General features: G+C 33.3%; 20 protein-coding genes. 7 read left to right on the plus strand and 13 right to left on the minus strand.

What is annotated here, in order from left to right:
- The first annotated feature begins 3 nt into the window (after positions 1 to 3).
- Positions 4 to 663 (plus strand): 16S rRNA methyltransferase, encoded by a 660-nt coding sequence (locus SACI_RS00150; protein ID WP_011276965.1) that lies wholly within the window; start codon positions 4 to 6, stop codon positions 661 to 663.
- Here SACI_RS00150 and SACI_RS00155 read toward each other — a convergent pair.
- The 3 genes from SACI_RS00155 to SACI_RS00165 all read right to left on the minus strand — a co-directional run bounded on the left by SACI_RS00155 (position 646) and on the right by SACI_RS00165 (position 3,556).
- The gene (locus SACI_RS00155) at positions 646 to 1,227 is read right to left on the minus strand and encodes a hypothetical protein (protein WP_011276966.1); all 582 of its coding nucleotides are present in this window, start codon (positions 1,225 to 1,227) and stop codon (positions 646 to 648) included. The two genes, SACI_RS00150 and SACI_RS00155, sit on opposite strands and share 18 nt — an antisense overlap.
- 349 nt (positions 1,228 to 1,576) lie before the next feature.
- Positions 1,577 to 2,632 (minus strand): hypothetical protein, encoded by a 1,056-nt coding sequence (locus SACI_RS00160; RefSeq protein ID WP_011276968.1) that lies wholly within the window; start codon positions 2,630 to 2,632, stop codon positions 1,577 to 1,579.
- Between the two features lie 57 nt (positions 2,633 to 2,689).
- Positions 2,690 to 3,556, minus strand: coding sequence for a menaquinone biosynthesis family protein (locus SACI_RS00165; protein ID WP_011276969.1), 867 nt, complete (start codon positions 3,554 to 3,556; stop codon positions 2,690 to 2,692).
- Between the two features lie 28 nt (positions 3,557 to 3,584).
- Between SACI_RS00165 and SACI_RS00170 the strand changes: the two genes are divergently transcribed.
- Entirely contained in the window at positions 3,585 to 4,094 is a 510-nt protein-coding gene (locus SACI_RS00170; protein ID WP_011276970.1) for a DUF84 family protein, read from the plus strand.
- Here the strand turns inward: SACI_RS00170 and SACI_RS00175 are convergent.
- Both SACI_RS00175 and trxA read right to left on the minus strand, forming a co-directional pair.
- A complete protein-coding gene (locus SACI_RS00175) occupies positions 4,091 to 4,744 on the minus strand; it encodes a hypothetical protein (protein ID WP_230937895.1) in 654 nt (217 codons plus the stop codon). The two genes, SACI_RS00170 and SACI_RS00175, sit on opposite strands and share 4 nt — an antisense overlap.
- A gap of 3 nt (positions 4,745 to 4,747) precedes the next feature.
- Complete coding sequence (gene trxA / locus SACI_RS00180; RefSeq protein WP_011276972.1) at positions 4,748 to 5,086, minus strand: thioredoxin; 339 nt, start codon at positions 5,084 to 5,086, stop codon at positions 4,748 to 4,750.
- Positions 5,087 to 5,169: 83 nt separating this feature from the next.
- Here trxA and SACI_RS00185 point away from each other — a divergent pair, with 83 nt between their 5' ends.
- Positions 5,170 to 5,883 carry a D-aminoacyl-tRNA deacylase gene (locus SACI_RS00185; RefSeq protein ID WP_011276973.1) on the plus strand — a complete coding sequence of 238 codons (714 nt, stop codon included), beginning with the start codon at positions 5,170 to 5,172 and terminating at the stop codon, positions 5,881 to 5,883.
- Here SACI_RS00185 and SACI_RS00190 read toward each other — a convergent pair.
- On the minus strand, positions 5,863 to 6,489 hold the full coding sequence (locus SACI_RS00190) for a 2,3-diphosphoglycerate-dependent phosphoglycerate mutase (RefSeq protein WP_011276974.1): 627 nt from the start codon (positions 6,487 to 6,489) through the stop codon (positions 5,863 to 5,865). The genes SACI_RS00185 and SACI_RS00190 overlap by 21 nt on opposite strands.
- 196 nt (positions 6,490 to 6,685) lie before the next feature.
- On the opposite strand from SACI_RS00190, the gene SACI_RS00195 reads away from it, so the two are divergent.
- Both SACI_RS00195 and SACI_RS00200 read left to right on the plus strand, forming a co-directional pair.
- The gene (locus tag SACI_RS00195; RefSeq protein ID WP_011276975.1) at positions 6,686 to 7,180 is read left to right on the plus strand and encodes a CBS domain-containing protein; all 495 of its coding nucleotides are present in this window, start codon (positions 6,686 to 6,688) and stop codon (positions 7,178 to 7,180) included.
- Between the two features lie 31 nt (positions 7,181 to 7,211).
- Complete coding sequence (locus tag SACI_RS00200; protein WP_011276976.1) at positions 7,212 to 7,553, plus strand: hypothetical protein; 342 nt, start codon at positions 7,212 to 7,214, stop codon at positions 7,551 to 7,553.
- On the opposite strand, the gene SACI_RS00205 is transcribed toward SACI_RS00200, so the two are convergent.
- A complete protein-coding gene (locus SACI_RS00205) occupies positions 7,504 to 9,249 on the minus strand; it encodes an archaea-specific SMC-related protein (protein WP_011276977.1) in 1,746 nt (581 codons plus the stop codon). The genes SACI_RS00200 and SACI_RS00205 overlap by 50 nt on opposite strands.
- A 208-nt stretch (positions 9,250 to 9,457) precedes the next feature.
- Here SACI_RS00205 and SACI_RS00210 point away from each other — a divergent pair, with 208 nt between their 5' ends.
- Entirely contained in the window at positions 9,458 to 10,384 is a 927-nt protein-coding gene (locus tag SACI_RS00210) for a nucleoside hydrolase (RefSeq protein WP_011276978.1), read from the plus strand.
- Here SACI_RS00210 and SACI_RS00215 read toward each other — a convergent pair.
- A complete protein-coding gene (locus tag SACI_RS00215) occupies positions 10,347 to 10,769 on the minus strand; it encodes a Fur family transcriptional regulator (RefSeq protein WP_011276979.1) in 423 nt (140 codons plus the stop codon). The two genes, SACI_RS00210 and SACI_RS00215, sit on opposite strands and share 38 nt — an antisense overlap.
- Positions 10,770 to 11,313: 544 nt before the next feature.
- Here SACI_RS00215 and SACI_RS00220 point away from each other — a divergent pair.
- Entirely contained in the window at positions 11,314 to 11,775 is a 462-nt protein-coding gene (locus SACI_RS00220) for a hypothetical protein (RefSeq protein ID WP_011276980.1), read from the plus strand.
- 80 nt (positions 11,776 to 11,855) lie between these two features.
- On the opposite strand, the gene nurA is transcribed toward SACI_RS00220, so the two are convergent.
- From nurA to SACI_RS00245, 5 genes are all read right to left on the minus strand, one after another.
- A complete protein-coding gene (nurA, locus tag SACI_RS00225) occupies positions 11,856 to 12,854 on the minus strand; it encodes a DNA double-strand break repair nuclease NurA (protein ID WP_011276981.1) in 999 nt (332 codons plus the stop codon).
- Positions 12,844 to 15,504 carry a DNA double-strand break repair ATPase Rad50 gene (gene rad50, locus SACI_RS00230; RefSeq protein WP_011276982.1) on the minus strand — a complete coding sequence of 887 codons (2,661 nt, stop codon included), beginning with the start codon at positions 15,502 to 15,504 and terminating at the stop codon, positions 12,844 to 12,846. Before rad50 ends, nurA begins: the two co-directional genes overlap by 11 nt.
- Positions 15,501 to 16,649 (minus strand): DNA double-strand break repair protein Mre11, encoded by a 1,149-nt coding sequence (mre11, locus tag SACI_RS00235; protein ID WP_011276983.1) that lies wholly within the window; start codon positions 16,647 to 16,649, stop codon positions 15,501 to 15,503. Before mre11 ends, rad50 begins: the two co-directional genes overlap by 4 nt.
- A gap of 5 nt (positions 16,650 to 16,654) precedes the next feature.
- The gene (gene herA / locus SACI_RS00240; RefSeq protein ID WP_011276984.1) at positions 16,655 to 18,142 is read right to left on the minus strand and encodes a DNA double-strand break repair helicase HerA; all 1,488 of its coding nucleotides are present in this window, start codon (positions 18,140 to 18,142) and stop codon (positions 16,655 to 16,657) included.
- Between the two features lie 102 nt (positions 18,143 to 18,244).
- On the minus strand, positions 18,245 to 18,619 hold the full coding sequence (locus SACI_RS00245) for a hypothetical protein (RefSeq protein ID WP_015385345.1): 375 nt from the start codon (positions 18,617 to 18,619) through the stop codon (positions 18,245 to 18,247).
- Positions 18,620 to 18,657: the final 38 nt, after the last annotated feature.

The following is an 18,657-nucleotide window of genomic DNA, read 5'->3' on the forward strand; positions in this document are numbered from 1 at the left end:
ATCGTGAGATTAAATCTTATATTGTTAGATTCTGCGTTAGAACTTGTTCCCCGAGAGATCGTATCCCACCCTGCTGTTGTAAAAAATGCTGTAAGAAGGGGTAAAAAGGCAGAAAATACCTTACTTGATATTTCATTGCATTATAAAGCTATGAAAAACTTAGAGAATGCGAATAAGAGGGGAAGACCAGATATAGTTCATTTCGCATTGTTGTTATTTTTAACCCTTGAAGAGGAGATCAGAGGAGATCTATTTATACATACAATTGACGGTAAAATAATATTCGTTGATAGGCAAATGAGACCACCTAAAAACTACAACAGGTTTGTAGGATTAATGGAACAGTTATTATTAGAGGGCAAAATTCCTCCAAAGGGTGATAGGACTCTAATGGAAATTACTAACCTTAAATTAAAGGATCTCTCTAGAAAATACTCCTCTCTAATAGTGTTAAGTGAAAGTGGAAGAAAAGTAAATCCTGCTGATTTATGCAAACTCATGCACGAAAATGTGCTATTTGGGGTAGGCGCATTTGCTCATGGGGATTTTTCATCTGAAGTTAAGGAATCGGCTAGCGATTTTCTTTCAATAAGTAAAAATGTTTTAGAAACTCATCAAGTCATATGCAGAGTCTCAATAGCCTGTTCAGGGTTCCTTAGCTGATAGTAATGCTATCTTATAGACTATTATTCCTCCAGGTGTAGCTGAGACTTGATTTACTCTAAAGCCATACTCCTCTAATATTTTTCTAAATATAACAGAAGCACAGGTTGTTGACTCTAACCCAAATCCAGAGCCTGTAATTCTTATTACTATTCCGTCCTCGTCCTGTTTGAGAAATACATCCTTAACAGGTAGTATGGTTCTGATTTTATCATAAATATTTATTATATCATTAAGACCAGTCACCTTGGTTTTTAAGTAAGAAGCTAGCTGTATGCCTGCTGATTCGCATATCTCTGTAACTCTATTCGAATCATGTTCATATGCTATCCTTATTAGATTTTCAAGATACCACGTGGTCACTGGTATAAGCTCTAAGTCTTTAACTATTTTATAGTACTCAATTAAAGATAACAACGTTTCTGCATTTCCCTCTCTAAGTGCCTCAACCATAGCCTGAATAGCTAGATTTGTAACAGCATACATAGTATAGCCTTTTTTCTTTGCCTCTTGCTCTAATTCTTTCACTAGCTTTTCATCTGCCGCTATATTTATTCTTCCCAATCACTCCCACACTATAAAATAAGAAACTTGAAAAAATAAATAGCTTTTCTTTACCAACGAACGTGTTATCTAGGAGTAAAAAATATTATATCAAAGACTATAAATAAAATGAAAACTATTATAAAACCTCCAAGATACCAATTATCATATTTGAATAAAGCTTTAATCAGATTTATAAAAGAATCAATTGAATATTCTTTGTCATTGCTCATAATATTTTATTTCTATCGGTAAAATTTAAAATTTCCTACAGTCATTATAAATTTTTGGTTTAAGTACAGGTCCTAAACGAAATTAATGTAAAAGTAACCTGATGAAGATTTCATACATACTTTATTATAACGAAATCTCATTCAGTAATTTTGACAATTAAGTTATTAGGTCCCCTATGATCAGGAGCTAAATTATCCATCTGTATTTTAACTATTTCGTATCCCAAATTTTTGAAAATTTCATGGCTACCATCATCCTTAAGGTCTTTAACCAATAATCTCTTATCATTAACCTCTAGGAATGATAAAAGACCTTTATTTATATCTTGAACACTCACATCAATGATTTTTAAGTTGACCTTCCTGAGGAATTCTCTCAGACTTGTTTTTCCCTTTAAGATGTATTTTTCTCTCTCCATTTCATAGATGTTCAGTTTAATCTTTTCTGATATATTTAGATTTGTAAGGACATAATCTTGAGAGACTAGTCTCAATATAGAAGATAAGGGCTTTTCATCCCCGCTAAAGTCCGAAAATACCTCGACAATTTGTGGAAAATTAAGTGAAAAAAGAGTTAAGAACCCATCTGCATTAGTTGAGGAAGAGATTTGCGCTAGTAGCATCTGATCCCCTAAGATTGTTACATCGTCCAAATTTAACAGGGCTGGAGGATAGTTTACTAATATTATTTCTTTAGAAAATTTTTCAAGAGCATTTCTGAGGAACTTTGCCGTGACTTTATCAGAAAAAGTTGATGGATAGCTGATGGTCAGCTTATTTTTAGCGTACATAATATATTTATGTAACCAGAGGAGTTCAGCCCTCATGTTATGAACTAATATTCTATTTTTAGAAACTTTACCCTCCTCATTAAGGATGATCGATGGATTCAAAATAAAGATTTTACATAATTCCTCCTTGTCGTTATTAACTAAGTTTTTTTTGAGATTGTTTTTACATGACGAATTTTCAACGTCTACACTTATTGTATCATAAATTATATCTAATAGTTTATCGTTGTCGACTATATTACACAGATCTATTACATCTCCATTTTCCTTTAAGACACTTATTAGGTTTTCAAATTCACGCCTTACTAATGTTGCGGGGACATAATTATTAAATCCAAAATCGAAAGGGTTAATTGAAATAAACTCCCATAATCGTGGATTAAACGTCAAAAACTGTTGCATTATTGATGTGTAAAAACTGATGTATAAAAAATGTTTGTTTTGGTCATGGAAATTTTTTCAAATCAAATCTATGTTAAACACTTTAGGTAAAATGCCCCTTTCATGTGTTATAGAATAGAATTTCTCTAAACCTCTTTTAACCTCTGGAAGTGGCACATTATACTCCTGTATGTCAGCCCATATGGTTTTTCTTATAATCTCCTCATCTAAATTTGTCTTATGGGCATCAGCCATTATCTTAGCATCTATTTTAATTATTTCATCGATATGCTTCTCTGCATAATGCTTACTTTTCACATAAGCCTCCTTAAACTTCATAGCTAATTCTCTGCCAATGTCCTTACTGATTACAACTAATCCCATAGGCATTGGTGTATCTCCTGCTAACTGTTTCCATAGATCCCACATACTTATTATTCTGTTGACTTTTACGCCTAGTTTTTCTAATGCATACATCATCTTCAACTCATGAACTGCAACTAACACATCTCCTTCCTTCCCAAGTGCCTTGATCTCGTCGAGAACATTCTTTATTATAACCAGTTTCCTGTACTTACCAATAAGGAGTTTATAAAGAGTAAAAGCAGTTGTATTATGACCATGCACTATTAACCTGGAGTTTTTTATTTCATCTACCTTTATGGGATTGATGGATATCACAGGCATACCAGTTATCCCGTCTATTGCAGAAGCAACAGCCTCTCCAAGGATATAATAATCATTCTGTATATATGGATACATCGCAGCAGAAGGTACTGCGACATCTACATCCTTCTTTAGTACTTTTTCATTAGTATCTTGAACTGTAGAGATTATTTCGAATTCTAGATTGATTCCCTCTGGCTTTACCATTCCCTCTATAAGTGGTATGAATGGATACAGATCACCTGAGTCCGCTAATGGACCAATTTTTATTGTTGTCATAACTCTATATCAATAAGTGATCTAAAAAATGCTTGTTTCAATTGGTTCCAAGAATAAGGTAAAAATAGAGGCAGTTCGTGAAGCGATAATGCGTATAGGTTTAAATGCTGAAGTTATTTCTGTGGAAGTAAGTCCTGAAGTTCCTTTACAGCCCTTTGGTCATCAGACTTTCATAGGAGCTAGAAATAGAGCGTTTAAGTCCTTAAAAGAAACTGATTCTGATATAGGTATAGGAATAGAAGGGGGAGTATTTAGCTACGAGAATAGGTTAATGGCGTTTGCAGTGGTCTATGCTGTAGACAGAAATGGTCTCGAGAATTTTTCGTTTTCTACTTCCTTTACATTACCAACAAGTATAACATCCCTTATATTTCAAGGGAAGGAGTTAGGAGAGGCTACGGATATAGTTTTCTCTGCCAAGGGGAGTAAGGAGAATGAAGGTGCTATAGGATATCTAACTAAAGTCATCAATAGAAAAGAGCTTTATGTACAGCCAGTAATAGCTGCACTTTATCCTTTCTATAATAACGTGGATTAGTAAATTTTTGTTCCTTTATTTAACTTCAGGAACTGTAAACTTATTTCTAATAACTCGAGCGGTCTCCTACTATTTGGTCTCTCCACAGTAGCTAAGTAGACACCGTGTTCCTCATGTACATTTTCTTTAGTAGGCTCTCCGTATGGCGAAAATAATATGAAATCGTCTACCTTACTCAAAAGTTCACCAATAAATCTATCAACCTTCTCATATAACTTACATTTATCTATTTTAGTATTTGAACTCAGTATCCTATCTAGCGCGGTAATGTCAGCTATAACCGGCTTCTCTTGAATTTTAGATAATATACTTTTCTTAACTAATTCTATTTCTTTTTCAATTTCAACTTCAGCTCTATAATCTATCCCTATCTCCCCGTAGGTAGGGTTAGTAATAGGTATATTAACTAGAGTCGCACCAGTCATCTCCACTAATTTTAACTTACCAACACTACTCAAAAAGGTGTTTACACTGTGATCGATCTTCATATCCAGAATACTTAGCCATGCTTGAGCAGGATGTTTATTAAGTGTCCTATTAACAACCACTCCTCTGTTAATGTCATTAAAGAGAGTCAATAGAACACGTGGTTGACACTTCATAAAACTGGAGTAGCTTAAACTGTCAATCCCAATTAGCAGAGGTTTCAATTACTATTCACCTAAAACAGACTTTAGCTTATTTTCGATAGTATCTCTAGGAACTGCACCCACTATTGTGTCAACTACCTTACCATTTTTAAATATGAGCACTGTGGGTAAGCTCATTATACCAAATTGGTTGGCTATATCACTATTTTCATCAGCATTTACTTTTCCAAAGCCTATTTGAGTATACTCAGACGCCAATTCCTCAATTATTGGGGAGAGGACAAAGCATGGAGCACACCATTCAGCCCAAAAATCCACCACAGCTATTTTATGAGATTCTACAAACGAATTAAAATTACTTGAATTTAGTTCAATTACAGGACTGCTCTTGGTCTCAGGCATAATTAGTTAATAGGTTATACTAGGAATTATATTTTTCCCATAAACATAAAATAATAGCGTATAAATAACTTTCTTGGCAAATCATGAACATCTCAATTGTAGTTTCAACAAGGGATCCTGTCGGAGAAACTATTAAAAAATTAGGGTATAAATTTGAGGAAATTGACGAAGATGAGGTTGATTTCAGATTTGAGAGAGGTGATGCTATAGTCATTTTTTCGAAACATCAGAGTTCGTCTAAGACCCCAGCACTTACGGTTCATTATCCAGGAAATCCAAGCTCTCAGGTGTTAGGCGGAGAACCGGAAAAATTAGGGGTTGCATTTCCTAGGTTATTGACAGCAATCTTTAGGGAGATTAATAAACTTGATATACCAGTACAGAAAACTTTAGAGGCTACTCATCACGGACCTACATACCAGAAAGTTCCTATAGTATTTGTTGAAGTTGGGAGTGATCCTACCTATTGGGGTAACGAGAAGATAGTAAAGAGTTTAGTGGAATCTACCTTATCAGCTATAGATAAGGTATCGTCATTGTATTGCGAAGAGATTATAGTAGGCTTTGGTGGTCCTCATTACGCTCCATATTTCTCTAAGCTAGGAGAAAAAGTTTGCATTGGTCATATAATTTCCAAGTATTATTTGGCTTCAATTAAAGATACCACGATAATCCAGACTGTGGAGAAGTGTATGGAGAACGTAGATACTGTGGTATTTGATAGTGTACCTTTAAGTGTGAGAGACAAAGTTATGCATGTTCTAAAAGACAGGAATTTAAAATTTAAGTTTCATTAAAATCTCATTAGTTAATGTTAAGGCACCAATAGAAACTAACCTACAATCTTTTACATTTTGATTAAAACACTTTAAAATTGTCATACTGGCATTTGGCAATATTACACCTAGTCCTGAAAATTCATCAAGATCTAGAATGTAAGTGATTAGAGATTTTATAGGATCATGATGTGATACAACAATTACATTTTCTCTTGTACTTAAGATTGTTTCGGTGAAGTTTATTATCCTTTTAGTTAATTCATCCCATGATTCTAAATCTTTAGGTGTGTTAGATCTATTTTCGGCAATTTTTTTCATTAACTCAATCATATTTACCTTCTTGTTATTTAATTCTCCAAGTCTTCTCTCCTTCAGTCTATCGTCTATTACGGTAACCAAGTTTAATCCTTCTGAGAGGATAGAAGCCGTCTGATAAGCTCTAAGAATTGGACTTGTGTAAATCTTAGAAAAATTAAGGAATATAATTTTCCTAACTTCATCTACTGCTCTTTTTGCCTGTCTTTGTCCTTCATCTGTTAATGGGTAAGAGTTTATATCATCAGATAGTATTTGTTGTGTATTTGCGTTCGACTGTGCATGCCTTATAAAGACTATAACTGTCATAGTTAAGACTATATGTGGTTACTTTTAAAATAAATTTTTCTCGATAAACCGCTCTTAGAATGTAATTATTTTAATAGATTATTTTCATCTTTATTCTATTGTATTGATGATTTATAATAATATAGTCGTAATACTAATGGATTGTATAAACATAAAGGAAAAGTTTTTATTTTCCATAACATAATATTATAATGCTATGCAAACCCAGTTCAATTTTATTTTAAATAAAACTGTTCATGTGATAAGAGAAGATGACTCTGTAAGATTTGCAGCAGAGGAAATGAAAAAACATAACATAGGCTCATTAATAGTAATAGATAATAGGGGTAAGGTCTCAGGTATAATAACCGAGAGAGATCTAGTAAGAGCTATTGCTGAAGGAAATATAAACAGTACAGTAAGCAATTATATGACAAGAAATGTAATAGGGGTCACAGAGAATTTTGATCCTAATCAAGCCTTACAAGTAATGTTAGATCACGGGTTTAGGCATTTGCCTATAATAGGAAAAGATGGTAGAGTTAAAGGGATTCTAAGTATAAGGGATCTAGCAAGAACATTAATTGACCCGCACTATCTGACTTATGGTAAGGAGCCTGAGGAGGTTAGAGGTACAGGAATTGCATGCCCAGTTTGTGGAGTAGAGATAGACGAATACGGTTATTGTGGATGTGGTTCGGGTTCAGGGTAATTTTTTATCTTTGAAATCATTTTTTGATATTATGATAATATTCTATGCGGTTGGTGAAAGAGACAGAGCTAAAGAGTTAGTTAGGATAATAACTAAAACAAGATGGAAAACAGTCTCAAAACATGCGATTAAAATAGCTAGTTCATCTGTAAGTGCTTCTATAGTTCTTTTTAAACCAACAAAATCGGGATTAGCTGTTGCATTATGGTTAAAGCAAAAGGCTGAAGAGTTAGGAATGATAGCATCAGTTGGTTGGTTCACGGAGATCTCTGATGTACCGCCAGACGTTGAAGAAGCGGTAAAGACAGATTTAAACAAACTACTTATGAGAGAACTGGAAGTTCCCTGGTCTCCAAAAGTCGTTCAGTCTTGACTTGTAACGTCTCATCACTCTTTGTGATTATTACATAGTCCACTATTCCATTCAGGTACTTTAGTACTCTTGAGAACCTCTTCTGGTCGAATGTCATAAATGACTCATCAATTATGAAGAATGGCGCTTTGAAGTATTCCTTCAGCCCTACTAGAATAAGTATTAAAGCTAACGTGGTTTTTTCTGATGTTGACAGTCTTCTTAACTCCATGGTTACTCCATCTTTCTTTATTACTAATCTATACTTTTCATCTATCTCAGCAGTATAATTGAACTCTAATTCTTTCAATATACTATTCGATAATGTCTCAAATTCTTCCTTAACTACAGTTAATCTTCTTATATACTCTCTATTTATATCATCTATCTGTTTGTTTATATCATCTATTTGCTTCTTAAGGCTTTCAATCTCCTCTGCAACCTTCTTAGGAATACCTAACTGCTGTAATTGAAGTTCTAAATCACTTCTCCTCTTTCTCAGTTCTTCAATTCTCTTGTCAATGTCATTATCTTTGCTCTCGACCTCATAAGTAGATTCTACTCTTTCTTCTAAACTCTTTAATTGTTTCTGCAAAGCCTCAATTGTTCTGTTTATTACACTTGCCTCAATATTCAGATTTTCCAGCGCTTTACTCTTTTGCGCAATTAACTCCTCAGTTCTTTCTATTTCTTTTACTTTCTGTAATAACTCGCTTCTTCTCATTTTTTTCTTGTTGATGTTGTTTATGATGTCATTCTTTGTACGGTCTAATTCATTAATATCCTTCTTTACGGTTTCAAACCTAACTTTCCATAAATCTGGCTCTACTTTACTTCCACAAACTGGACACATACTGGAGTGTATTCTCTCCGCTTCTTGTATATCTTGTAATATTCTAGTTAATACACCTTGTTCAATCTCTATTGAGTTCTGTCTGTTAATTAGTGAGTCTAACTCTCTATCTATCTCCTGAATTTCTTTTGTTAATTTATCCTTTAATTCAATGTTAGCTTTTCCCTTAAGTTCCTCTAACTCTTGGGTTAGTTTTTGTATTTTAGTTTCTTTTTCTTTCAATTCTTTAATTTTAGCCTGTATACGTTCCCTTATTTCAACTATTCTATTCTGTCTTGTTATCTTTATGGTCTGTTCCGTCTGTACCGTCACATTTTCCTTTTCCTTTTCGAGCCTTTCAATTTCCAGATTTATGTTCTCTAATTCATTAGCAATTTTCTTTATATCGTCATAAGTTCTCAAAAGATTGTTGTAGTTGCTCTTTACCTCTTCCAATTTCATGATCAGACTCTCTCTTCTTCGCTTTAACTCATCAATTCTTGATGTCGAAGATATAAACCACTCTATATTTTCGTCTCCTGTTATTATCCTGGCTATCAATGGGTTTTCAGGTGAGAAGTATGATAGTAATGTTGCGTTCTTGTCATCGGCTATTAAATTCTTTTCTTCTAAAATTCTATTTTTTATTCTCTTTAGCCTTCTAAAATATTTCTTGCCGTCCATTTCAATCTCTACAAAACCTTCATCACTAAATACATTCAAAAGATCCTCAGCTGTAATTTCGTTGGTCAATAAGGATACTAGGGCTTTCGACAGTGAGGTTTTACCGTAAGCGTTAGGCGCTCTGTATATAGTAATGCCTTTCTCTAGCGATAATACTAGCTCTCTATTTATACCACCAATATTTAATATTCTAACTTGCATTATGCACACGTTAGACTTCTTTACTTAAAAATATTACTCTCGAAACTCGGAGTTTGTTCTATGTTTTCAATCATATTATTATATTTTTTAAAAAGTAAAAATTCATTTGTATCAGAAAGTGTATACTCACTCCATGTCAAAAGTTAGGGAGTTATGAATGATATTCACTTCAAATAAAATTTTGTTTCACTAAATTTAAAATAAGATTATGGCTAAAAGAAAAGTCATATTCGACAGTGATACAGCAAGTGATGATACCATAGCACTTATGTTAGCATCAGATTTTTTTGAAGTAAAAGGAGTCACAATAGTAGCAGGTAACGTGAAATTTGAGAATGAAATTAGAAATGCCCTATTTACCTTAGAGTATTCTGGACTATCCGATATACCCGTATTTGTAGGAAGCAACAGACCAATTTTGGGTAAGTGGCGGACGGTGGAGGAAGTTCATGGTAAGAATGGAATGGGTGACTGGAAGATTTCTGAGCCCACTAAAAAACCAGAGAGTGAGCATGCTATAGATGCCATAATAAGGCTTTCAAAAGAATATAATGGAGAGCTTGAAATCCTTGCGGTTTCACCTTTAACAAATCTGGCTCTTGCATATCTAAAAGACCATGATTTGGTGAAAAGAATTAGGAAGGTTTGGATAATGGGTGGGGCATTTTCCAAGGGCAATACTACTCCCCTAGCAGAGTTTAACTTCTGGGTTGATCCTGAGGCTGCAAATATCGTAGTTTCAGCTGGGTTTGATATAACAGTGGTACCCTGGGAAGTAACAGAGGAGTCTGCAACAATTTATGACAATGAATGGGAAAAAATTGAAAAATTGGGAAATAGAAGGTCGGAGTTTTTTATAAATGTAAACAGGGTTTTGCGGGAATATTCCAAATCTGTGGGATCTAAAGGGAGTGTTCATCCAGACTCTTTAACCGTCTCAATTGCATATGATAATAGTTTAGCTCTATCATATGTCTACAAGAGTATATCTGTTGAGACATGTTCCGATTCAAGAGGGGCTATGCTAGTTGATTGGTATAACCAGTTTAAGGATAGAAATTCAATACAAATAGTACTTAAGGCTGACGAAAAGAAGTTTAAGCAATACCTTTTTGATTATCTTTCCCGAGCTTAGAACAATTCGCTACAGTGACTATGTTTAGGCTTTTCACATCAATTCCTTTTTCAATTAATTGTTTATATACCTGGTCAAGATTAATATCGACGTCAATTATTGTATTTAGATCCTCACAATAAACATTTACGTGCAGGTCCCTCTTCATTTCGTACCAAGTAACTCCTCCTACCTCAAAGGAGTTCAATAGACCAGCCTTTTCTAGGGCATTTAACGTATTGTAAACTGTCGATAAGCTTATTGTCGGTTCTATTTTTTTCAATTCGTTGTAAATCTGCTCTCCATTGAAATGTCCTCCATTATGGACTAGTTTAAGTATTGATATTCTTTGTGGGGTCGCTTTCAATCCGTGTGTTCTCAGCACATTTATGATTTCTGCTTCCATCGTGTTATATAGGAACTCCGTAGAATTTAAAATTATTTTTTTCTCGGTACTCAGAATTATTTTAAAAATAATTTAAGTGATTTCAAATGTTTATTGGATAATATTTTATTTCAATATAATACTCTATGTAAACCTCTAAGAATTCACAGTTTCAATGTAACAATCATGATTTTTTATATATAAAAACAACTGATATAATCTAGGAGATACATAGAATATATATTAAATATTGACATACACTGTAAATATATTTAATTTAACTTTTTGTTTATTAAAAAATCTAAAATCTATGAGTATACACTATACTAAAAAACAAAGGTTTTGAGACTATTAGACTTTGATATGAAAATCACATGAATATGGATTTAAGGTAAAAGCTATTTTTCAGGGAAGGAATTATTTTCCTTAAAAATTACTAAATATTCATTCAAAAACTAGAATAAAAAGGGTATGGTGCTAAATTAAGTATATTTTAAGTGTAGTATTTTGATAAAATATTTGTAATATTGGTATATAAGGCTGAGACGCGTTATAATTATATTAGATGGAGCGGTTCAGAGAACTTTTAATTGATCTGTCTGTCTCACCTAAAATACAAAACTATGAGCAAATAATTCAAGAAGGAAACAGGAAAAAGTATTCTTGCGGTAACTTCTATGAAGGAAAATGCAGAAAATATCTGGTAAATTCAGAAGCACCAGCATTATGGATTTCAAATAACGAGATGGACCCACATCCAATTTTATGTTATATATGTCCCTATTTTTCTTTAAGACAAGATGATAGTAGAAGGGTAGCCTTCGATCTGTTTGAGATCTTACTTTACTATGAAAGTCTAGGAGAACAAATAGAGAAGGAGTTAATAATTATGGATCAGAAGACTTCCCTTTCAAACCAGAATTTTTACATCAGAAGACGAAGAGAGGAACTAATTCACTTACTTGAGGAGACAAGATCTAAACTACGTATAAGTAAATTGTTGATCCAAATACTGTTTAAAAAATAATTGTCGGTCCTCTGCTCATAGCGACCTGACAGTCCTACTTGCAGAGGCGATCCTGCCAAATAATTATTTGTGAAAACTACTTAATAAAATTGGCTAGGCCACCAACTTATGTCTTTTCTTTTCATCTCAAGAATGCTGTAAATTCTCTCTCTATCCTCTTTACCAACCCTCACATCCTTATGAACCTTTATAAGCGGATAAGGATATCCCTTCAGAGAAACGGGTTTTAGAACCTTTAAATACTCAAATATTTTGTCGGCATTGAAGAAATCTAATCTAAATAATCTTTCAGAAGGTTCTAATCTTAAATTCGTAAAATAGTAGTTTAAGCCTGATAACAATTTACTAGCCTTCCTTGATAAAATGTAATTTTCATCTATTTTCTTTTCTAGAATCTTTGAATAACCACAATTCTGCGTGAACAACTCTAGAATAGTTATATCGGAATAAGCCTGTTTGAATAAATCACTAGACTTACTGTTCTTAGAGATAAACAATAGTTTATCTTTATATCTTGATACTAGTTCAGATAAAACTAATTGATTTTCAGCAATAAGGAATCTTAACATGTTATCTTCATCTTTTTCTTCCAATGATAGTATCTTATCAATGCTAACTATATCATCTAATAAATCTACTTTCAATTCCGATTTATGCCTTCCTAATTTTTTACTAAAACTTCCATCTAGAAGAACATAGTCAACATTTTCTACTAGTTTTAGTGCCAATTGTAATTCTAGCAGTTGCATCAATAATTCTATTCTTTCCTTGGCGTAATTACCTGGACTAAAAATATGAACTAATACCTTACCCTCACTATTTATTTCGTTTATTCCTTCAAATACTATCGCTTTAGCATTTACTATAAATATGACACCTTGCCTCGTTTCCTTAACCCACATACCTCCATCTATAGCCAATAACTTCTTACTATGTTCAACACTTTCAGGAGAGTAATTAATCCACAGTTCATTAAGAATACTTTCTACACTCTCGCTTAATTCCTTGTGTATTGTATAGGAATCCCTCATTATTTTCTCCTTCATTTTGATTAGTTCTTCATATGCCTTATCTATCATAACTTGACACCTCTACCTTACTAGTGTCTCCCTTCTTCTCTACTCTTATGATATAGTCGCCTGCCTGAATCAATTCTTGATCATGTGTGACTAAAATTATTTGAGGAACAATCTCTATGGCACTTCGTATAACATCTATTAGTTCTTTTCTTCTATACTCATCAAGATTTACAGTAGGTTCATCAAGTATTAATGTGGAAAATTGATTCATAAGAGCTTTTGCAATAGCTAACCTCAATGCTAACGCAATGGAAATTCTTTCACCACCACTTAATGCATTTATGTGGATTTTTTGACCAGACGCAGTATAAACATATAATTCAGATTTTCCAACGAAATCAATCTCTACCGCTGAGAAAGATAAATCAAATTTGGCTATTACTTCGTTCACATTATTCTCTATTTGATTCCTGACAATATTCATTATGTGGCTCTGGAGGTGCTTATTATCTAACACTTCCCTAAGTTTTTGAAGCTTGCTTATCCCTAGGTTTAACTTACTTTCCTCATTCATTTTATTTCTTAATTCTTCTATGTTTCTCTCCTTTTCTTCTATGTTTTTTATCTTTTCTTCTAAGCTTCCCTTTATTTTACCTTTGTCTGCTTCAATACCTGATAAAATCTTGGAAAGTTTGTCTATAATCTCTTCTAACTGTTTATACCTTTTTTCACTGTATCCAAGTTCGCTGATACGGTTAAGTAACGCATCTTCTTCTTCCTTTAACTTTTCATACTCTTCCTTTAGTCCTTTCATTCTTGTAATTTCTTCCTTTAACCTCTCATACTCTATTTTAAGTTTCTCCAGTTCACTTATCCTCCTTCTTATTCTCTCTTCCAGACTGACAAGGGATTTTAAATCAGCTGGCAGAAATTGATATTTAGCCTTGTAATCATTATAACTCTTTTCTAATTCACTCAGTTTAGAGTTAAGCTCGTTCAGTCTTTGTTCTTGTTCCTGTATGTCTTCTTCAAGTATATCAGAATTCTTAAGATACTCCTCGTGGTAATCAATAAGCTCTTTCTCTTTTTCTGCTATATTCTCAAATTCTTGATGATATGATAAAAGTGAGAGGATTTCATTTTGTAACTTATTTTTCTCTTCCTCTAGTCGTTGTAACTCTTTGAGTTTAGCTTCATATATACCTTTCTCTTTACTCCTTTTCTGCAACTCTAACTGTAATTTATTTCTAGTGGCTTCCAGCTCTTCTCTTTCTTTAATTAGAGAATTTATTCTAGCTTGAAGAGCAGTAATCTGTTTGTTTAGCTCAAGCAATTGTACTTTTATTTCCTCCCTGATTTTCGCTTTATGCTCACTATCTAAAGGTCTTCCACAAATGGGGCATCTATCGTCTTCAATTGAATTTAAATTATTGTAAATCTTGAGTGTCTGTTCCTTTCTTCCATTTAGGTCTCCTCTTCTGTCCAAAAGTCCCTTAAGTTCATTGTCTATTTGGTTAATTCTATCACTTACATCCTTGATTTTATTCTCTAGATCTTGTGTGTCTACATAGTTAAGTTTCTCTATTTCATTCTTTTGTCTTTCAATATTTTTTAGCACGTATGTAAGTCTCTTTTCTATTTCTTCGTATTGTTTTTCTTTCTCTTCTAACTCTTTCTTTCTCTTTTCTATTTCTTCGTATTGTTTTTCTTTCTCTTCTAACTCTTTCTTTCTCTTCAACTTCTCTTTCTTTCTTTTTAGGTCATTTTCTACCACATTTATTTGGGATTTTAAAGAATCTATCTGAACAAGAATACTCTTAAAACTACTTATTGTGTTGATTTTCTCTCTGTTCTCGTCTAATTCTTTAACTTCTGTCTCTATTTTATTATATCTTTTTTCCTTTTCTTCAAAATCCTTTAGCCTTAAAGCGATCTCTTCAATTTTTTTATTTACAACACTTAATTCCCCTGATAAGATATCATATTGAACCTTAATTTCTTTAATTCTATTAAATTCTGTGTTATATTGATTTAGTTCATCCTCTTTCTCTTTAGCTTCTCTCTCTATGTTTTCTAGTTTTACCTTAATTTCTTCTATTTCTTTTTTTAGTCTGTCTATTTCAGCTTCTTCCCTCTTTAGTATATCCTTTATACTTTGTAAGCTTCTTATTCTATCGGTTAATACTTTTATTAAGGAGTGTATAGGTCCATTACTTTCTCTGAGCATCTCTAATTTGTTTATTTTTAGCAATTCTTTCATGACCTCAGGAAAGTCAGAAAATACGCTTTCTACACTACCTTGACCTATAATTGTTGTAGACATCAAAATTTTATGATCGAAGCCCAGGATCTCCTTTATCTTGTTATTAACAGTCGTAGATTGTCTAGCTAGTGTTATGATCTTTCCTTCCTTTAACAAAGATATTGTGTCCCTGCTTGTCTCACCTACATTTCTATCTATAAGGTATGTGTCGCCATTGATCTCGAATTTTATTGAAACTTGTCCGCTTTTCTTTCCTTTCTTTATGAGCTCTTCATTTTTACCTATGTCCCTATTGGTTCTCTTGAACAATCCAAATAGTATCCCGTCTATTATCGAACTTTTTCCGGCACCATTGTTTCCAATTATGACATTTATACTGCCCTCAAACTTAACTGTAGTATCTTCATGACTAAGGAAGTTTTGTAATCTTATCTCTCTGATTATCATTTGTCCTCAACACCTGCAAATTTTTTCAAAAGTTCTTCTACCTTTTTCTCGTCCTCTTCGTTTATAATATCAATAATTATCTTAGTTTCTTCATCAGTGTATCCTATGCCTTTAAGGTAGTCAGCTATTATATCGTTCAGAGAAGAGTATGTTGTTTTAAGTTTTGTCTTAAGGTTTTCCTCCTTAATACTCACAATGTTATTCTTATATATTCTATAATGTTCCACATAATCCCTTAAAGCCTGTAACTTAGTCATTAAAACGTCCTTTCTTATAGGTACAGTTCCCTCTAGTTCTATATGTAGAATTGGTTTTTTGTCGTTTTTCACGTTCTCCTTCAATTTTTGTATGACACTTTCTATAGACTGTTCAATTTTGTCCACGTTAATGTCTAGAACTAACTGATCTCTTATGTTGACGTTAATGTAGTTAATACTCGGTAAATCTCCTGACATATCGATTAATGTTGCCCCCTTTTTACTCTTCTGATAATCCTCGATTTCCTCTTCTCTCATTATATCAGGTGAACCAGCTATTTCAATAAGAGCTCCTCCATCTAGATAGTCTTTCCTTCTTGAATGAAGATGACCAACTGCATACAAACTAAATCCTTTAGGCAAGTCAGATAACTCAATTTGCCATGCCCCTTGATATGGTAAGTAGGTTCTAATTCCCTGATGTAGCATCAGTATGCTTTTTCTCGTTTCCGGTTTAACTTTGCTTAGCTGTTCTTTCAAGTCATTAACAGATACATTTGAAATGTGAGAAATTCCATATACTTCAACGTTTTCTAACTTAACCCTGTTATCTATTTTTTGTAGGATTTTTATCAGATTAAATTCTTCTAGTATTCGTTGTGGGTATATTTCTTCTTTTCTTTTCGGGGAATCATGATCTCCTGCTATACATATAAAAGGAATATTGTGGTCTTTAAGCCTCTTAAGTTCCTTTATTGCATGGAGTTTTGCTCTATTAGGCGGGTTATTCACGTCAAATAAATCTCCTGTATGAATTACTGCTTTAACATGTTCATTAATTGCTATATCAATTAGTTGTGTAAATGTGTCATAAACATCTTTTTCCCTAGATTCAAGGTTGTACTGTCTTTTACCTAGATGAGTGTCTGAAATATGAAGTAATTGCATAATATCTAACCCCAATCAGAAACATCTGAGTGAACAATTTCTTCTTCCTTAGCTCTCTTCCATTCTTCTGTTAGATTTGGATCACTTCCTGATAGTTTACCTTCGAACTTGTCTATTTTGATTATTGTTGGCAGTTTAACCACATTACCTATGATTATTGCTTCACCTGTGTCCAGAGAGGACAATCCATCAGCTAAATCCTCACTTAAGTTATCACTAGTTTCTAGCACATATTTCTTATCACTTGGCTCAACTATCTTAAGGATTATCTTATTTGTCATTTGGCTAAGTATGTTCTCGTCAAGACCTTTAGGTCTCTGACTAACGATTATTAGTCCTACACCAAACTTCCTTCCTTCTCTCGCTATTCTGCCAGCCCATTTCTTCGTTAATGTATTTGTATCCTTAGACAATAGGACGTGAGCCTCCTCTACAACGGTTAGTATTGGGAATTTTAAACCAGAATCTTTCTTTATCTTATTTTCTTTCCTTGAAGTTAGTATTCTTCTTAAATAATGGGCTACTATGGCGTCTATTGCGTCCTCGTCCAAGGAGCTAAGATTTACAACGTTTATCTTGCCTAGTTTTATTTTGTTTATGACATCACCAAATGTTATGTCAATAATATCTGAATACCTCTCCGCAAAGTCCTCAACCTTATTCAAAACCTCATCCTTACTCTCCTTTCTTTTTTCATTTCTACCTTCTTCCTCTATTTTCACTTTTAGTCTCTCGAAGAAATTACTATTTAATTCTGCTAAGGAGGTTTTTCCTTCCTTTATTTCATTGTTTATTTCTTCTTTCAATTGATTGAAAGTCCTCCTTATTATTCTGTATTGAATATTAGCGTTTTCCCTTATTTCAAGTAAGGTAGCGAATTCATTCACAGACAGGTATAAGGGATTTAATTTTGGCTCTATGATATTCAAATTGGGTAGTGTACTATCGTAATACTCCCCATGGTAGTCAAATATTAAGATAGAACCTCCTATTTCGACTAGCCTCTGGGATAGTATGGCGACTGTATTTGATTTACCTGACCCTGTTGCTGCCAAAATAGCAAGGTGTCTAGATAGAGGATTTAGTCTTATTTTGACCTCCACATTACTCCCTATTAATTTTCCTATTCTAACATCCCCTGCAGAAAAAACAGTTGAAAGCTCCTCATCAGAGGCTAGTCTAACAGGTGTTCCAGCTACAGGAGGTAAATCTGGTTGTGTGAATTTTCCGTCTAATTTACAAAGTAGTTTGATTCTGGCTTTAATGAAAAATGGGATCTTATTTGCCTCCAGTTGTTTTATTCTTTGTACAAATTTCACATCATTCAAATTATCATCTAATAAAGGACTACCTGTATAAACATTAGTAATGAGTCCTAAAATTTTATCCCCATCATATTCAAGAATCACATAATAGCCAGCTCTAATTTTTTGCTCTAGTATGGCGGTAGCTTCATTTATAGTTGCTGACCCTATGATGTATCCTATGGTCATTTATTAAGATGTTATCCTAAAAAGTATATAACGATTTATTATAGTGTGATAGTAATACCAGAACGAGAAATTAGAAAATTGTAAAAAAAGAATTTTAAAATATTATGCGGCTACTTTTCCTACAGTTTCTGCAATTTTTGCTTCTTCTTCAGCAAATGCGCATAGCATTGCTTCTATGTCGGCATATCCTTCTGCTTTTGCTGTCATTGCTATTTTGTTGTATGTGGATATGTGCTCCTCTCCCTCTTTAGTAGCGAAATCAGATAGTAACTTCTTTACCTTTAATTCGGTGGCTACTTTTCCTACAGTTTCTGCAATTTTTGCTTCTTCTTCAGCAAATGCGCATAGCATTGCTTCTATGTCGGCATATCCTTCTGCTTTTGCTGTCATTGCTATTTTGTTGTATGTGGATATGTGCTCCTCTCCCTCTTTTATTGAGAATTCTTCTAATATTTTTTCTACTTTACTGGATATCATAGGTATTCGTAATGAATAATCGGAAGGCAAATATATAA

The organism is Sulfolobus acidocaldarius DSM 639, from assembly GCF_000012285.1.
GTDB classification, from domain to species: domain Archaea; phylum Thermoproteota; class Thermoprotei_A; order Sulfolobales; family Sulfolobaceae; genus Sulfolobus; species Sulfolobus acidocaldarius.

What these genes read in the sequence shown, in the direction of transcription:
- herA (WP_011276984.1), bottom strand. Translation starts at nt 18,142, where the DNA reads ATGACCATAGGATACATCATAGGGTCAGCAACTATAAATGAAGCTACC.
- mre11 (WP_011276983.1), bottom strand. Translation starts at nt 16,649, where the DNA reads ATGCAATTACTTCATATTTCAGACACTCATCTAGGTAAAAGACAGTAC.
- SACI_RS00165 (WP_011276969.1), bottom strand. Translation starts at nt 3,556, where the DNA reads ATGACAACAATAAAAATTGGTCCATTAGCGGACTCAGGTGATCTGTAT.
- rad50 (WP_011276982.1), bottom strand. Translation starts at nt 15,504, where the DNA reads ATGATAATCAGAGAGATAAGATTACAAAACTTCCTTAGTCATGAAGAT.
- SACI_RS00190 (WP_011276974.1), bottom strand. Translation starts at nt 6,489, where the DNA reads ATGACAGTTATAGTCTTTATAAGGCATGCACAGTCGAACGCAAATACA.
- SACI_RS00210 (WP_011276978.1), top strand. Translation starts at nt 9,458, where the DNA reads ATGGCTAAAAGAAAAGTCATATTCGACAGTGATACAGCAAGTGATGAT.
- SACI_RS00205 (WP_011276977.1), bottom strand. Translation starts at nt 9,249, where the DNA reads ATGCAAGTTAGAATATTAAATATTGGTGGTATAAATAGAGAGCTAGTA.
- trxA (WP_011276972.1), bottom strand. Translation starts at nt 5,086, where the DNA reads ATGCCTGAGACCAAGAGCAGTCCTGTAATTGAACTAAATTCAAGTAAT.
- SACI_RS00215 (WP_011276979.1), bottom strand. Translation starts at nt 10,769, where the DNA reads ATGGAAGCAGAAATCATAAATGTGCTGAGAACACACGGATTGAAAGCG.
- SACI_RS00170 (WP_011276970.1), top strand. Translation starts at nt 3,585, where the DNA reads ATGCTTGTTTCAATTGGTTCCAAGAATAAGGTAAAAATAGAGGCAGTT.
- nurA (WP_011276981.1), bottom strand. Translation starts at nt 12,854, where the DNA reads ATGATAGATAAGGCATATGAAGAACTAATCAAAATGAAGGAGAAAATA.
- SACI_RS00200 (WP_011276976.1), top strand. Translation starts at nt 7,212, where the DNA reads ATGATAATATTCTATGCGGTTGGTGAAAGAGACAGAGCTAAAGAGTTA.
- SACI_RS00245 (WP_015385345.1), bottom strand. Translation starts at nt 18,619, where the DNA reads ATGATATCCAGTAAAGTAGAAAAAATATTAGAAGAATTCTCAATAAAA.
- SACI_RS00160 (WP_011276968.1), bottom strand. Translation starts at nt 2,632, where the DNA reads ATGCAACAGTTTTTGACGTTTAATCCACGATTATGGGAGTTTATTTCA.
- SACI_RS00185 (WP_011276973.1), top strand. Translation starts at nt 5,170, where the DNA reads ATGAACATCTCAATTGTAGTTTCAACAAGGGATCCTGTCGGAGAAACT.
- SACI_RS00220 (WP_011276980.1), top strand. Translation starts at nt 11,314, where the DNA reads ATGGAGCGGTTCAGAGAACTTTTAATTGATCTGTCTGTCTCACCTAAA.
- SACI_RS00195 (WP_011276975.1), top strand. Translation starts at nt 6,686, where the DNA reads ATGCAAACCCAGTTCAATTTTATTTTAAATAAAACTGTTCATGTGATA.